Source organism: Algibacter sp. L3A6 (genome assembly GCF_009796825.1).
Lineage (GTDB): Bacteria > Bacteroidota > Bacteroidia > Flavobacteriales > Flavobacteriaceae > Algibacter.
Window position 1 is genome coordinate 91,228 of record NZ_CP047030.1, and the last position, 15,981, is coordinate 107,208.

The 15,981-nt window shown below is 34.3% G+C and carries 13 protein-coding genes; 3 read left to right on the forward strand and 10 right to left on the reverse strand.

The genetic code is table 11. The features are described from left to right. Positions 1 to 3: 3 nt before the first annotated feature. Entirely contained in the window at positions 4 to 2,451 is a 2,448-nt protein-coding gene (locus tag GQR98_RS00345) for a T9SS type B sorting domain-containing protein (RefSeq protein WP_233268057.1), read from the forward strand. Between the two features lie 123 nt (positions 2,452 to 2,574). Next, entirely contained in the window at positions 2,575 to 7,467 is a 4,893-nt protein-coding gene (locus GQR98_RS00350; RefSeq protein ID WP_159017757.1) for a T9SS type B sorting domain-containing protein, read from the forward strand. 47 nt (positions 7,468 to 7,514) lie between these two features. On the opposite strand, the gene kbl is transcribed toward GQR98_RS00350, so the two are convergent. Together kbl and GQR98_RS00360 are read right to left on the reverse strand one after the other, a co-directional pair. Next, positions 7,515 to 8,711, reverse strand: coding sequence for a glycine C-acetyltransferase (kbl, locus tag GQR98_RS00355; RefSeq protein ID WP_159017758.1), 1,197 nt, complete (start codon positions 8,709 to 8,711; stop codon positions 7,515 to 7,517). A 10-nt stretch (positions 8,712 to 8,721) separates the two neighbouring features. Then, the gene (locus tag GQR98_RS00360; RefSeq protein WP_159017759.1) at positions 8,722 to 9,681 is read right to left on the reverse strand and encodes an NAD-dependent epimerase/dehydratase family protein; all 960 of its coding nucleotides are present in this window, start codon (positions 9,679 to 9,681) and stop codon (positions 8,722 to 8,724) included. Positions 9,682 to 9,849: 168 nt separating this feature from the next. Between GQR98_RS00360 and GQR98_RS00365 the strand changes: the two genes are divergently transcribed. After that, complete coding sequence (locus GQR98_RS00365) at positions 9,850 to 10,311, forward strand: Lrp/AsnC family transcriptional regulator (RefSeq protein ID WP_159017760.1); 462 nt, start codon at positions 9,850 to 9,852, stop codon at positions 10,309 to 10,311. Positions 10,312 to 10,389: 78 nt separating this feature from the next. On the opposite strand, the gene GQR98_RS00370 is transcribed toward GQR98_RS00365, so the two are convergent. The 8 genes from GQR98_RS00370 to GQR98_RS00405 all read right to left on the reverse strand — a co-directional run bounded on the left by GQR98_RS00370 (position 10,390) and on the right by GQR98_RS00405 (position 15,981). Beyond that, on the reverse strand, positions 10,390 to 11,214 hold the full coding sequence (locus GQR98_RS00370; protein ID WP_159017761.1) for a universal stress protein: 825 nt from the start codon (positions 11,212 to 11,214) through the stop codon (positions 10,390 to 10,392). A gap of 9 nt (positions 11,215 to 11,223) precedes the next feature. Continuing rightward, the gene (locus GQR98_RS00375; protein WP_159017762.1) at positions 11,224 to 11,409 is read right to left on the reverse strand and encodes a hypothetical protein; all 186 of its coding nucleotides are present in this window, start codon (positions 11,407 to 11,409) and stop codon (positions 11,224 to 11,226) included. Positions 11,410 to 11,644: 235 nt separating this feature from the next. Then, positions 11,645 to 12,049 carry a hypothetical protein gene (locus GQR98_RS00380; protein WP_159017763.1) on the reverse strand — a complete coding sequence of 135 codons (405 nt, stop codon included), beginning with the start codon at positions 12,047 to 12,049 and terminating at the stop codon, positions 11,645 to 11,647. A 13-nt stretch (positions 12,050 to 12,062) separates the two neighbouring features. Beyond that, the gene (locus tag GQR98_RS00385) at positions 12,063 to 12,482 is read right to left on the reverse strand and encodes a GreA/GreB family elongation factor (protein WP_042502962.1); all 420 of its coding nucleotides are present in this window, start codon (positions 12,480 to 12,482) and stop codon (positions 12,063 to 12,065) included. 25 nt (positions 12,483 to 12,507) lie between these two features. Beyond that, the gene (locus GQR98_RS00390) at positions 12,508 to 13,809 is read right to left on the reverse strand and encodes a Glu/Leu/Phe/Val family dehydrogenase (protein WP_159017764.1); all 1,302 of its coding nucleotides are present in this window, start codon (positions 13,807 to 13,809) and stop codon (positions 12,508 to 12,510) included. A gap of 28 nt (positions 13,810 to 13,837) precedes the next feature. Further along, positions 13,838 to 14,200: a hypothetical protein gene (locus GQR98_RS00395; protein WP_074939135.1), complete on the reverse strand. Its 363-nt coding sequence runs from the start codon at positions 14,198 to 14,200 to the stop codon at positions 13,838 to 13,840. Positions 14,201 to 14,280: 80 nt separating this feature from the next. Continuing rightward, positions 14,281 to 14,613, reverse strand: a complete 333-nt coding sequence (locus tag GQR98_RS00400; protein WP_159017765.1) for a hypothetical protein — start codon at positions 14,611 to 14,613, stop codon at positions 14,281 to 14,283. Between the two features lie 39 nt (positions 14,614 to 14,652). Continuing rightward, positions 14,653 to 15,981: a sigma-54-dependent transcriptional regulator gene (locus GQR98_RS00405; protein WP_159017766.1), complete on the reverse strand. Its 1,329-nt coding sequence runs from the start codon at positions 15,979 to 15,981 to the stop codon at positions 14,653 to 14,655.

Genomic DNA, 15,981 nt, shown 5'->3' on the forward strand with positions numbered 1-15,981 from the left:
CTTTTGAAAATAAAACTACTATCCCTTTCTATCTTGATGAGCCTTGCTTTTCAACTAGACCTCTTTGCTCAAAACCCAACCGACTGTAGCGATGCCGTTATAGTTTGTGGAAACTCAAATATTAATTTAAACGTTAATGGTATTGGTAAGCAAGAACTCGGTTTTGGACAAAATTGTAGCAGTCAAGAAAACAATAGTGTTTGGCTCAAAGTAACTCCAGTAACCGATGGTACACTTGGTTTTACACTTAAACCATCTAGTAGTTCAATAAACGAAGATTACGATTTTTTTGTTTTTGGTCCAAATGCCGATTGTAATAATTTGGGTTTAGCAATTAGATGCTCTACCACCAACCCGTCTTCTTCTGGAGCCAGCAATAATCATACAGGCATGAATAGCTCAGCCAATGATACATCTGAAGGTCCAGGCGCAAACGGTAACAGTTTTGTAAGCTGGCTGAATGTATCAGCCGGAGACACCTATTTTATTGTTATAGATAGACCTATAGGAAACAGTGCTTTTAATTTAGAATGGACAGGAACTGCTGAGTTTTCAGACCCTCCAACAGATGCTTCTATAACAAGTTCTACCTCAAAGAACCTAGAAAATTGCGATGTTACTATACCTTATAATGACGGCTTTACAGTTTTCAATTTAGAAGAAAACACGCCTATAATTACTGGTAGTCAAACCGATGCCGCAATTACTTATCACGCCTCAGAAAGTGATGCGATAATAGGTATTAACCCAATTAGTTCGCCATATACCAACATTGCCAATCCGCAAACCATATATGCTAGAATCACAAACAACTCGACGGGCTGTTTCGAAATATCAGAATTTAATCTTATTGTAAACACAGGTCCTGATTTTTTACAACCTGTAGATTATGAACTTTGTGATAATATGGATGATGGTAATGATAAAAACGGACGCACCACTTTCACCTTATCTTCAAAAAATAGCGAAATATTAGATGGACAAGATCCAAATGATTTGAATATTACTTATTATGAATCTTCAGCGGATGCTGAATCAAAAAATAATCCACATCCTGATTTATACTATAACACTACTGCTTTTAGCGAAGTTGTATTTGTTCGTATTGAAGATAAAATAAATCCTTTATGTAGAAGTATAACGTCTTTCAATTTAGTTACGAATCCTAATCCGGAAGCGTTTGACACTACTTTGCTTCAATGTGATGAAGATGATATAAGTGATGGTTTTACAAATTTTAATTTAACTGAAGCCGAAGCTAACTTAACTGGTAAAACGCCAGATAGATCGGTACGTTATTTTACTGATAATGCCAGAACGATAGAAGTGAACGGTGATGCTTTTTTAAACAGCCAAAATCCACAAATTATTTATACTGAAGTCACTAATGAGCTAACCGGATGCTTTAGTTTTTCGGAATTAACATTAGCAGTAAGCACAACAAACTCAAACAATCCAACACTTGCTTTATGCGATAATGATGGCATAGAAGACGGCTTAGAAACCTTCAATTTAAACGATGCCGATAGCCAAATTGTTAACGGGCTTCCTGTTGGCTTAAATATCTATTATTATGAAACTTACGATGATGCGTTGCTAGAAACAAATGAATTAAACTCAAACTACACCAATACAACACCTTATAACCAAACTATTTTTGCAAGAGTTGAAAATGCCAATGATTGTTATGGTATTAGCGAGGTTGAACTTACAGTTGCTAAATTACCCGAAATAGATTCGGATGCTACTTTATACTATTGCTTAAACACCTATCCGGAACTTATAGAGCTTAATGCAGGTATAGTAAACGACTCACCAAGTAATTACAGCTATAGTTGGTCCACCGGAGCAACTACCTATGCCATAAACGTAAACGAACCGGGTATCTACATGGTTACAGCAACAAACACAACGGGTTGTTCCAAAACAAAAACAATTACAGTTGAAGAGTCTGGTATTGCAGAAATTAACGATATAAAAGTAGACGATGTCTCTAACAATAACACCATTACTGTATTAACTTCTGGTGAAGGTGTTTATGAGTATCGATTAATTAATAGCAATAACGTGGTGGTTGCACCATACCAAAGTGAGATTTTATTTGAGAACGTCCGCCCTGGAGATTATACCGTATCTGTTAAAGACACTAAAAACGATTGCGGTGTTATAAATAAAAAAGTATACGTTATTGGGTTTCCTAAATTTTTCACACCAAACAATGATGGCTTTCATGATACCTGGCAAGTTTACGGCATTTCGAGCTCAAACCAACCAAACTCAGAAATAACCATTTACAACCGCTTTGGTAAGTTAATTAAGACATTAAAAGCTACTGAAGATGGTTGGAACGGATTATTTAATGGTGAGAAATTACCAAGCGATGATTATTGGTTTTCAATTAAACTTGAAGATGGCAGAATATTTAAAGATCATTTTACGTTAAAGTATTAATCTAATAGCCCAAAAACCTTATTAAATTGTATTTTGACTTAATTTTTTAAATTTCAATTGAAAAACAAATACTTTTAACACATTAATAGCGACAATTCAAACACTGATAATAGCCTACGAACCATGAGATTTTTCTATTCACTCTTAATTGCTCTCTTATGTTGTAGCCAATTTACTAATGCACAAAAAATATCGGTAGATAGTAGTGTACCTGTACAATCTTTAGTTGAAGATAACCTTGTAGATGGTTGTGTAGATATTTCTAATGTTGAATCGGCCATAAATGGAACACCACATGGTTTTAATAGTTATGGTTATTTTGAACGTGCGAGTTCTAATTTTCCTTTTGCAAGTGGTATCATGCTTTCTACAGGAGCTGCAAATTCTGGAGGAAATTCCCTTATTACGCCTACATTAAGCGAAGGATCTTCCGTTTGGGGAACAGATCCCGATTTAGAAACCGCTCTTGGTACAACCAATACCTTAAATGCAACTTCAATAGAGTTCGATATTGTTTCAATTTCAGGACAATTTCAATTTAATTATTTATTTGCTTCCGAAGATTACGATGGTATTAATCCTTGTCAAGTTTCCGATGGTTTCGTATTTCTTATAAAAGAAACAGGAAGCACTGCACCTTATCAAAACATAGCTCTTCTCCCAGGCACAACAACACCGGTAAATACTAGAACAGTTCATCCTAACTTATTACCTGCATGTGCTGCCGAAAACGAGCAATATTTTGCAGGATATAATATTGGAGACACCAACTACATTGGTAGAACTACCGTATTAACAGCGGCCACAACCATTACGCCTTATGTATCTTATCACGTAAAGCTAGTTATTGCAGATCAAACTGATGGAACTTACGATTCTGCTGTTTTTATAGAAGGTGATAGTTTTAAAATATTAGATTTAGGTGAAGATATTACCAGCTGCGAAAGTTCTGCGCTTTTAGATGGAGATATCAATAACAGCTTTGCATCTTACAAATGGTTTAAAGATAACGTTGAAATTATAGGAGCTATTACTCCAACATACACAGCTATTGAAAGTGGAACGTATAGAATTGAAGTAAGCGTTTCATTAAATGGAAATACTTGTATAGAAAAAGATGAAGTTGTTGTGGTACTAAATACCGAAGAACAAATTACACCAATTACAGATTATCAATTATGTGATGACACCAGTGGTGATGAAATTGAAATTTTCGATTTATCTACAAAAACCGCCGAGTTAGTTGCCAATATTCCGTTTACAAACTACACCTTTTCGTATCACTACAACGAAACAGAAGCACGTACAAACGTAAACAGAATATTAACACCAATACCCAATGCGGCATCTAACCCTCAAAATATTTTTGTTCGTATTGAAGATTCAGATTCTGGTTGTTTCGCATATACTAATTTCGACTTAATTGTTAATCCGTTACCAGTTATAAACACTCCTTCTGTATTAGAAATTTGTGACACCGATAATTTACCTGATGGTTATGCCATAATAGATTTAACTCAAAAAGACTCCGAAATTAGTGCTGGAGACAGTATGCTTATAGTAACTTATCACTATAGCCAAGCTGATGCCAATACAGGCGCTAACCCAATACCAACACCATACCAAAACCTGAATACGCCAAACGAGCGTGTTTATGTTAGAATACTTAACCCTGCAATTGGTTGTATAAGCCAAACTCAACTCGATATAGAGATTACTATTAGCCCTATTGTTAATCGAGATACCCAATATTTGGATGCCTGTGATAGCGATCAAGATGGATCAGCTAATTTCGATTTAACACAAGCAATAGACGATATTATTGGAGGCTTAACAGGTGTAACAGCTACTTTTCACGAAAGCATAGATGATGCACAAACAGGTACTAACCCAATTGCAAACGAAACCAATTACCAATACACCAATGCTGCAGGAGAACCAGGATTCCGTATTCTTTATGTACGTATTGTGGACGATTCTACTGGTTGCCCTACCATTGTGCCTTTAGAAGTTCACACGAACTTACTTTTAACGGGCACAGACACTGGTTTTTTTGCTCTTTGTGATACCAATGAAGATCCAGACGATTTACTTCAATTTAATTTAAACTCTGTTGAAACTTTTATTGCTAACGAGTTACCAAATCCTATTAGTGTAAACTTTTTCGAAGATGAATCAGACCGAGATGCGAACATAAACATGCTCGATAAATCTATTTTATATACAGCAGAAAACCCAACGACGTTATTTATTAGGATAGAAGATACAGATAGCGGATGTTCCGAATTATCAGATATTACACTTGTCATTAATCCAGTATTATTATTCAATCCTGCCGTACCACTTCCCTATTGTGATTCTGATGATGATGGTTTTGTTAGCATTGATTTACACTCATTAGACAGTACAGTATTAAACGGTAATCCAGATTTTGAAGTTACTTATTTCGGAGAACTTACCGATGCAGAAAATAACACCAATCAGTTACCGCCTTTCTATACTAACACCAATAGCTTAGAAACTATTTATGCGCGTATACAACATGTTGCAACAGGTTGCGCAACTATTAATCCTTTTGAAATTCAAATTCTTTTAGCTCCTGCCGCTACAACTCCTTCAGATTTTGTGGTATGTGATAATGATGACGATGGATTCTCTATTATTAATTTAGAAGATAAGAATTCCGAAATTGTAGCTGATCCTTCCGTTAATGTATTTAGTTATTACACCAATGTTGACGATGCTAATAACTTTATAAACCCAATAGCTACACCTACAGATTACAATGCTAATACGCAAACCATATATGTAAGAGTAGAAAGTAGCGCTAATACGTCGGGTTGTTACAATATAGTTGAACAGCAAATTATTGTAAATACGCTACCTAATCCTCCTGTTATTACAAACTATCAAATATGTGAAGTTGATGGAGATAGAACCGCAGATTTTTTATTATCGGAAAAAGATACTGAAATTTTAAATGGCCAAACAGGTAAAGAGGTTTACTATTTTGAAGATGCAGCACTTACAATGCCAATCGACAAGACCAATATTTACAACAACACAACACCTAGCCAAACCATATATGTACGTGTTGAAAACATTACGGACGCTAACTGTTTTGCTGAAACCTCGTTCACTATACAAGTAGCTCCAGACCCTATTTACAATACGCCAGCGCAATATTTAATTTGTGATGATATTAGTAATGATGAAATAGCTGTTTTTGACTTAGATACAAAAACACAAGAAATTACAAACGGATCTCCCGATGATTTAAATATTTCTTATCACACAACGCAATTAGATGCGCAAGATAATACAAACCCTATTGCAGGTTCTAGTTACACCAATGTTGTAAACCCACAAACTTTATTTGTACGTATTGAAAGTGATGATTCTTTATGTTATGTAGTTGAAACGTTGAGTTTAAACATTATTTCGGCTCCAGATATATCACAAGTTACAGGTCCGTTAATTAGTTGTGACGCAGATTATGATGGTATTACAAATTTTAATCTAGAGGATGCTGATTTTGAAATATACGATAGAATTCAATCTAACATAGCTATCAATTACTTTGAAAATCTAGATGATATTAGTGATGATGGTTTCGATAATACCAATGAAATTGCAACCCCAACCGCTTTCAATTCTCCAGCACAAACAGTATATATAAAAGTAACCAATACACTAACGGGATGTTTTAGTGTTATACCACAAGAATTAGAGGTTAACTTACCACCAGAAACCTTAACGGTTGGTACTATCGCCATTTGTGATAATGATACTGATACTTATGATTTATCTCAAGTAGACCTTCGCTTAGTTGATGATACTAGTGCTGTAACCATTTCTTACCATGAAACAGAAATGCAAGCCGAGAACAACACGGATCCGCTAGACCCAATGTATAATTACACCAATCTAAATCAAACCTTTTATGCTAGAGTAACAGATATTGCTAATACCTGCCACATTGTGACTTCGTTTAACTTAAGAGTTTACATTAACCCGCGTGCTTCTAGTACTCCTGCAGACTTAACAGAATGTGATGACGACGATGATGGTTTTTTAGAGTTCGATTTAACCAATGCCAACACCATTATTCTTGGAGGTTTAAACCCAAATACACACAGTATTACTTATTACAATAACGTTACCGATGCGGATGAAAAAATAAATCCGTTAAGTAATCTATACGTCGCTGAAAATGGAGAAACTATTTATGCTAGATTAGAGTCTACCGCTACAACATGTTACGATATTACCCAGTTTAACACCTACGTAAACGCTTTACCAATTATTGATTTAGAAGAAATAATACCAATTTGTAATGATATGCCTATTACTGTTAGCGCAGAAACAGGTGTAGCTGGCGACACCTATTTATGGTCTACCGGAGCAACAACTCCAGAAATCACAATTCAACCAGAAAACCCAGGAAATTATAGTGTTACAGTAACTAGAACTTATTCTACAACGAATTCTTGTTCGACTTCGGCCGATTTTGAGGTTGTTCTATCTGATGCTGCAATAATAGATATTGCTCCTCCAACAACAAACTTTACCGATCCAAACAGTATTATAGTAAATATTCGGTCGGGCGGAACAGGAGATTATGTTTATATCTTAGATGATGGAGAACCACAAACTTCTAATATTTTTACAAATGTTCCTTATGGAGAACATTTGGTAACTGTTAGAGATTTAAATGGCTGTATGGACGAAACCCGTCCTGTGTTTATATTTGATATCCCGAAGTACTTTACGCCTAACAACGACTTGTTTAACGACACTTGGCACGTTGTTGGCGCTGCTCAATTACCAGGAACGGTAGTATATATTTATAATAGATATGGAAAACTATTAAAAACCTTAACTCATGACTCAGATGGTTGGGATGGCACCTTTAACGGACAACATCTTCCTGCTGATGATTATTGGTATTTAGCACAAATTATTCAAGATGGAAATGCCTTCGATTTAAGAGGCCACTTCGCTTTGAAGCGTTAAAACGAAGACATTTCAACTTAAATATTTAACTCTTTAAAGTTTTCTTCTTAACTAATAACCTTTAAGTTTTTACCCACTTTAATAAAAGCATTAACGGCTTTATCAATATGCGCTTTAGTATGCGCAGCAGATAGTTGTACTCTAATTCTAGCTTTATCTTTTGGTACTACAGGATAGAAGAAACCAATAACGTAAATCCCTTCATCTAAAAGTTGATTTGCCATATCTTGAGAAAGCTTAGCATCATAAAGCATAACTGGCACAATTGCTGCATCTGCCCCTACTAAATCGAAACCAGCAGCTTCCATTTTACTCCTAAAATATTTTGTATTTTCTTCTAACTTATCTCGAAGCGAAGTATCTTTTTCTAACATTTCAAACACTTTTAAAGAAGCACCAACTATAGCTGGAGCTAAAGAGTTTGAAAACAAATACGGACGCGAACGTTGGCGTAACATATCGATAATTTCTTTTTTACCCGTTGTAAAACCACCCATCGCGCCACCTAAAGCTTTACCAAGCGTACCTGTGATAATATCTACACGGCCTAATACATTTTTAAGCTCAATAGTACCACGACCCGTTTTACCAATAAAACCAGAGGCATGGCATTCATCAACCATAACTAAAGCATCATACTTATCGGCTAAATCACAAATTTTATCCAATTCTGCAACTACGCCATCCATAGAAAATACACCATCGGTTACAATAATTTTAAAACGATGATTTTGTTTATTAGCTTCAATAAGTTTAGCTTCTAAATCGCTCATATCATTATTAGCATAACGATATCTTGCAGCCTTACATAAACGTACACCATCGATAATAGAAGCATGATTTAATGAATCGGAAATAATAGCGTCTTCATGATTTAAAAGCGGTTCGAAAACACCTCCATTGGCATCAAAAGCAGCAGCATATAGAATAGTATCTTCACAATGAAAAAACTCAGCTATTTTAGCTTCCAATTCTTTATGAATATCTTGAGTTCCACAAATAAAACGCACTGAAGACATACCAAACCCATGCGTATCCAAAGTATCTTTAGCCGCCTGAATCACGTCTTTATTGTTTGATAATCCTAAATAATTATTCGCACAAAAATTAATAACCTCATCGCCTGTTGATACTTTAATAACAGCATCTTGAGAACTTGTAATAATACGCTCTTCCTTGTACAAACCTTCATTTTTAATGGCTTGTAACTCTTCTTGTAATTTGTCTTTTATGCTTCCGTACATCGCTTTATTTTTATGCTATTAATTTATTATTATAATATATTCTCAACTTTTCAATCATAACCTCCGTCATGTTTTCCAAGTTATATTTTGGTTGCCAACCCCAATCTTTTTTAGCCTGAGTATCATCAATACTATTAGGCCATGAGTCTGCAATCCCCTGTCTAAAATCGGGTTTATAAGCTATTTCAAAATTAGGAATTGTTTTTTTAATAACATCGAATACCTCCTGCGGCGCAAAACTCATTCCTGATAAATTATAAGATGTTCTCACTGAAATTTCTTCAACAGGCGCATCCATTAACTCTATAGTTGCTCTAATGGCATCGTCTATAAAAATCATTGGTAAATGAGTTGAAGCTTCTAAAAAACACTCGAAAGATTCATTTTTAACAGCCTTATGATAAATATCTACAGCATAATCTGTTGTACCTCCACCAGGCATAGATTGATACCCTATAACTCCTGGATACCTTAAAGAACGGACATCTAAACCATATCTTTTATGATAATAATTCGCCCAGTTTTCACCAGCGACTTTACTCATACCGTAAACAGTTGAAGGCGTTAAATTAGGATTTTGAGGCGTATTATCTTTTTCTACATCTTCACCAAAAACGGCAATAGAACTTGGGTAAAACACTTTATTGATTCCGTGTAATCTTGAAACTTCTAAAACATTAAATAAAGATTTCATGTTAATATCCCAAGTATTTAAAGGGAACTTCTCACCATTAGCAGACAAAATAGCCACTAAATGAAATATTTGAGTAATCTTATATTTTAAGACTACACTTTTAAGTGCTTCGAAATCGGTAGCATCCAAAACCTCAAAATGTCCTGTAAAATCTCGATTTAATCTTAAATCTGAAGCGACCACATTATCCGCTCCATATTTTTTCTGTAATTCAACTGTTAATACGGTACCAAGTTGGCCACCTGCTCCAGTAATTAAAATTCTTTCGTGTTTCATAACTCAATGTATTACAGAACAAAATTACCAAAAACAACAATTACTCCATTAACTAAACGCTATATAAGCAATAAATAAGTATTTTTATCTTTCAAAATAAAACAACACCATATTATTAACTAAACCAACTCCTTTTAATCTTTTTAAACAGTAAAATTATCTGCACAAATGGAAAAACTAGACGACGTAGACCTTCATATTTTAAGAATTTTACAAAAAGATTCTAAAAAAACGACTAAAGAAATTGCCAAAATACTCAATTTAACAGCCTCACCAGTTTACGAGCGTATTAGACGTTTAGAAAACAAAGGCTACATAAAAAAGTACGTTGCCTTACTTAACAAAACACATTTAAAAAAAGCTGTAACAGCGGTATGTATGGTTTCTCTTCGTTACCACAACGAAGGTTTTATAGAAAAGTTTGAAAGCCAAATTAAAGCTCTAAAAGAAGTACAAGAGTGTTACCATATGGCTGGAAAGGTTGATTTTTTCCTGAAGATAAATCTTGAAAGTCTTACTGATTATCATGAATTTGTTCGGCTTAAACTTTCTAAAATTGAAAACATTGGTGTACTAGAAAGTTATTTTGTTTTAAAAGAAATACACTCTACTACAGAGTTTTACATTTAAACTAATTTCAGAAAAAGATAAAGCCTCTGATTATCTCAAAGGCTCTACCAACAACTTAACTAAAAAATTAACATCAAACTACTGATGTATAGTTAAAACTGGGTTGTTATGAAGTTTTTCTAAAGTTGAAATAACTCTAGATTTACACAACCCAATTTTTCGAAGTAGATCTGGTTTCTTGTCTACCACACACATAATGCTACTTAAATGAGAAATAGCATAAGTTTTTAAATTATCAGATTTTGCTGTAAACTCTAAGGCTACAGTTTTATCCGTTTGATTTTCTAAATGATTACACAGTAATTTAATATGTCTACTGGTTTCATCTGGTATATCCGTATCACTTGTAAGAGCTAACACGGTGATCATAAAATTGGTGTTTTTAAAGATTTCTAAAAAGCTATCAATTTCTGCTGTTCTTACTTCTTCAGTAAAATTTGATGCTATGGCTAAATTAATTTTCTTATTCTTGGAAGCATACGGCGGAACAATTAAAACGGGGCAGGTTCTAATTTTTCCAACAATAGATTTTATGTTTTTACTAATTTTAGCATTGCCTTTTAGCACAATTAAATCGACATCGATACTTTCTATATGTTTTTCCATAGCCTTTACCAGACTTAAACCTTCGGAAATAACATGATATTCGTGCTTTTCATTATTTTTATTTACAGCGTATTCATCGAGTAAATCTCCCAAGTGCTGTAAAGATTCTTCTTTAGGTTTTTCAAACCATTCATCATCGGCCTGCAACATTTCAATAGCGCTTAAACCTCCTGTTCCGTAATTATAAACATTAAGAAAGTAAAACGCACAGGCTTCATTTTTAAAGAGCTCTGTAATGTAATCTATAGCTTTATAGCTATTTGTAGAGAAATCTGTGGGAATTAAAATCTTTTTCATGTTTTCTAATTATTTAAGTTTATATCGCATTAACAATTTATAAATATGCGTTTCAAAAGCGGTACATTCCTGTAAAAGGAGTTTGTATTGTTCTCGCTTTTTTTCGTGCAATTTCGATCTTACTTCATTGTACTCTGTTTTACCATATTCAAATTCAATTTTTAAATCTTGGCTATACTTACAAAAAGTAGCCATAACCAAAACATTTTTTCGTCGGAGTGCTTTAATTAGATTTTCCACCGATGGACTTTTAATAAGCCGTTTTTCTAAAACACTAAAGCAATCTAATTTGTTATTAAACTGCTCGAGTGTATAGAGCCAAAGATTTAATTCTTTTAAATCTTTTTGAATGCAAAGTCGCCTTTGATTATCTATTCTATGTAATAAAATATGGTCCAAAAAATTATATAAATTAAGTACTATTCCCCCTTTACAAAGTTAGTTTGGCTTGTATTACACTATATACCTCATCTTTCAATCTTCTGTATTTATCAATATGGTAGAGGTAAGTTCTTCTATAACTTTCGTGTTCTGTTATGTACACCATATCGCATTGCATATCATCACACTCAATTAAATTAGAGCGTAATAGCACATACTTATTAAGTGCATTTAGCAAGATTTGATTTTCTGCTTGCTTTTTAGAAAGCTTATTTAAAACCCCATCCTCTTCTACGGTTTGGCTTATTGCACTATATATGCCCGTTAAATTCTCCAATTCTTTTTGAATGTATTTAATATGGCTTATCCAATTATCGAGTTCTGTGGTGTTGATTTTATGTGTAATATCAACATCAGAATCATGGTCGTAAATTTCTAAATATTCTGTTTTCATTTTTAAAGATTTTTTAAATTACTAGATTCAAACCTTTAACGGTTTCTTCCTGATTTACATGGGCTATTTTTAAATGATGCCTTCCTCCCGGAAAATCCCAAATAATAGTATCGCCTTCTGCATAACCAATTAACGCTGCACCCATAGGCGCTAAAATTGAAACTTTATTCTTGTTTACATCCCTTTCGGTTGGAATCACCAATTGCAATGTTTTTTCTATGCCATTCTCAAAAATTAAAGTCGCCTTACTATTAAATCGAATAATGTCGCTTGGCATTTTTTCATTATCCACTATTTGAGCTTCCTTTAACTCTTCACTTAGTTTTTGTAAAGATTTTTGAATTTCAAAATCTCCTGCATAACCAGACACGTTAAGTATACGTTTCAAATACACATATTCTTTTTTCTCTAATATTAGGCTTCCGTATTTCATTTTTATTCTGTTTTATCTATTCTATTTATGGAAATATCCCTCTTAACACATAAGCTTTCTCTATGCGTTCTATGGCAATACAGTAGGCGGCTGTGCGCATATCCATAGATTCTTTTATAGAATATTCATAAACTTTATTAAACGATTCTTTTAATTTTTTATCGAGTTTTACAACCACCTCATCTAACTGCCAAAGCTCGCCGTTTCGGTTTTGTAACCATTCAAAATAACTTCCTATAACACCACCAGAATTACATAAAATATCGGGTATTATGGTTACGCCATTTTCCACTAAAATTTGCTCGCCTTCTACATTTATCGGTCCGTTTGCACCTTCGGCAATAAGGGTCGCTTTAATATCGTGCGCATTATCTTTTGTAATTTGATTTCCCAATGCCGCAGGAATTAAAATATCGCAATCTATTCCAAAAAAGGTATCATTCGAAGTATCATTTGCTATTGGAAAACCAACAATACTCCCTGCGTTAGATTTTGTATAATTAAACAGACTTTCAACGTCAATCCCTTTTTGATTTTCAATGCTACCAAACGCATCTTGCACAGCAACAAGTACAGCGCCTTCTTTTTCTAAAAAATAAGATGCCCAGTACCCAACATTACCAAAACCTTGTACTATAAACTTTTTATTTTCTAGGTTAATTTTATTTTTGTCGGCCCAAAACTTAATGGTTAAAAACACACCGTAACCCGTTGCACGATCTCTGCCTTCCAAGCCACCGCTTCCTGCGGGCTTACCTGTTACTACATGTAAATTAGCCGAACGTTCTGCTGGCGGACGCGTACTCATGTACGTATCTGAAATCCATGCCATCGTCTGGCTATTCGTATTAATATCTGGAGCAGGAATATCGTGTTCTGGCCCAATATTATCGGCTAAAGCAAAGGTGAAACGTCTCGTAATACGCTCTAATTCTGAGGTAGAGTATTTAGAAGGATCTATTTGAATACCACCTTTACCTCCACCATAAGGCAAACCAGCTAAAGAGGTTTTCCACGTCATCCACATCGCCAGCGCTCTTGCGGCATCAATATCAACTGTTGGATGATAGCGCAAACCACCTTTATAAGGTCCTAACGCATTATTATGCTGTACGCGATATCCTGTAAATATTTCTACTTCGCCATTATCCATCTTAACCGGAAAATGCACAATAATTTCGTTATTGGTTATGCTCAGTATTCTACGAATATTAGGATGTAAATTAATTATATCAGCAGCATGATTAAACTGATTCATGACGTTCTCCATCATGCCTTTTAACGGTTTCTTATGTGCTTTCTTATTTAATTCTGCTACTTCTACCATTACCTTAAATTTTTAATGAGATTAGGTACTATATTTTAATTTCGTTAGCCTCTATAGCTTTTTCTAAACTTATAGAAACGTTGGATACTGTATTAAAAAAACGTCTACCATCCTTACGCTTTACGCTAATTCTAGTATCACCTTCTTTAAGCGTTTCTACTTCTGTTACAACAACTTCTTCGCCTAAAGCGCTTTTATAATCTGCAACGCCATTTCTTTTAATGATGAAATTTGCACGCGGAAACTTAATGTGTTTGTATTTACTTGTTGAAGGATTTCCGATTTCAATAACATCGCCTACTTTTAAAGTTGCCGATGCATTTACATCATCTTGAGCATTGATGCTTAAACTTCCTAAAACTATAAAACTTGCTAATACATACTTTTTCATGGATACTTACTTTTAAAATTAAAACTATTTAAATTCTTTTTTTGGATATTCTGCTTTTATCAATTACTAACAATACCAACTTAAGCTAGCGTCATTAACGATTTTTTACTTCTATTTTTATCTATTCGATTTGCTAATGAAAAACTCGGTTCTAAGGCTTCTTCTTCGTACTCGCTACAAGACCAAACTTTATCCTTTTGAGACGTTAACACACATGTTTTACAATGCACACAACTCGGACAGATATTAAATTGATTGACACTCATTTCTATTACATTTAGTATTCCTAAACCATAAAAGGCAACGTTTGTGCCATTTGGAATTACGTAACGTGTAGAAACACCAAAACCCTTTACGAATAAAGGGTTTTGGTGATATTTCGATAAAAGACTTATATTTTTAAACTGGTACAAAATTACCCAGTCGGGAGAAAATACCTCAGTAAAAAGACTTTATTCTGATAGTTTTTGACGAATGGTTTTTCTATCTATTTGAAGAATTTCGGCGGCCTTTGTTTTATTGTTACCTGTGGCGCGCAATACTTTTTCTATATATTTTTTTTCGATAACTTTTAGCGGTTCAAAGCTAGTATCGCTAAACTCTAAAGTGTATTTTAAATGCTCTGGCAAATGCGCTACATCTATAATTTTATCACACATAATTACAGCACGTTGCACAACGTTTTCTAACTCTCTAATATTCCCTGGCCAATTATAGCGGTTTAAAATAGCCAAAGCTTCGGGTGTTATTTTTATAAATCGATCTTTATATTCTACGCCATATTTAAACAGAAATTTATCGACCAAAACCGGAATATCCTCTTTGCGTTCTCGCAGTGGTGCCACATGTATTTCTACAACGGTTAATCTGTAAAACAAATCTTCTCGAAAGGTTTGCTTCTGGATCATGTCGCGCAAATCGCTATTGGTTGCCGCTATAATTCGAATATCAATTTTTTCGGGCTTTTGTGCACCAACTTTAATCACTTCCTTTTCTTGCAACACACGTAATAAGCGCAATTGCACGGCTAAAGGCGCATTACCTATTTCATCTAAAAAAATAGTACCACCATTTGCCGCCTGAAAAAAGCCATCTCTATTTGTATCGGCACCTGTAAATGCACCTTTTACATAACCAAAAAGTTCGGCTTCCAATAAATTTTCGGGTATAGCACCGCAGTTAACCACAATAAATGGCGCTCTAGCAAATTTACCTTGGTAATGTATCGCACGTGCTACAAGCTCTTTTCCGGTACCACTTTCCCCGTTTATAAAAACAGTGGCTTTGTTATCTTTAATACGTTCAATAATTTGAATAACATCCTGTATTTTTTCAGAATTACCAATAATTTCACCGTAAGGTTTATTTTTTTCTTCGGAAGGTTTAATCGTTTTTTGATTGTTTTCCTTAGAAATGGCCAACGATTTATTAACCGCATTTTGAAGTTCCTCCCTCGTGAATGGTTTAGTTAAATAATCGACCACACGAGATTTTATAAACGATAGCGAATCTTGAACCGAAGGATAGCCCGTTACCACCAATTTTGGCAATTTAGGATAATGCTCGGAAACAAATTTGATGAGTTCTGCCCCATCAATTTCAGGCATTTTTAAATCTGTAATTAACAAATCTATTTTCGTATCGCGCAAAATAGTAACCGCTTCTTTTACAGAAACTGCTTTGTAGGTATGATAATTCCAAGACTGCAAATGCCTTTGCAAGAGCTCTAGAATATCGACATCATCGTCTACAATTAATATGTTTTCTTTACGTAATAGCAT

Coding starts and splice junctions, on each gene's coding strand:
- GQR98_RS00350 (WP_159017757.1), top strand. CDS start 2,575: ATGAGATTTTTCTATTCACTCTTAATTGCTCTCTTATGTTGTAGCCAA.
- kbl (WP_159017758.1), bottom strand. CDS start 8,711: ATGTACGGAAGCATAAAAGACAAATTACAAGAAGAGTTACAAGCCATT.
- GQR98_RS00360 (WP_159017759.1), bottom strand. CDS start 9,681: ATGAAACACGAAAGAATTTTAATTACTGGAGCAGGTGGCCAACTTGGT.
- GQR98_RS00365 (WP_159017760.1), top strand. CDS start 9,850: ATGGAAAAACTAGACGACGTAGACCTTCATATTTTAAGAATTTTACAA.
- GQR98_RS00370 (WP_159017761.1), bottom strand. CDS start 11,214: ATGAAAAAGATTTTAATTCCCACAGATTTCTCTACAAATAGCTATAAA.
- GQR98_RS00375 (WP_159017762.1), bottom strand. CDS start 11,409: ATGGCTACTTTTTGTAAGTATAGCCAAGATTTAAAAATTGAATTTGAA.
- GQR98_RS00380 (WP_159017763.1), bottom strand. CDS start 12,049: ATGAAAACAGAATATTTAGAAATTTACGACCATGATTCTGATGTTGAT.
- GQR98_RS00385 (WP_042502962.1), bottom strand. CDS start 12,482: ATGAAATACGGAAGCCTAATATTAGAGAAAAAAGAATATGTGTATTTG.
- GQR98_RS00390 (WP_159017764.1), bottom strand. CDS start 13,809: ATGGTAGAAGTAGCAGAATTAAATAAGAAAGCACATAAGAAACCGTTA.
- GQR98_RS00395 (WP_074939135.1), bottom strand. CDS start 14,200: ATGAAAAAGTATGTATTAGCAAGTTTTATAGTTTTAGGAAGTTTAAGC.
- GQR98_RS00405 (WP_159017766.1), bottom strand. CDS start 15,981: ATGCTATTACGTAAAGAAAACATATTAATTGTAGACGATGATGTCGAT.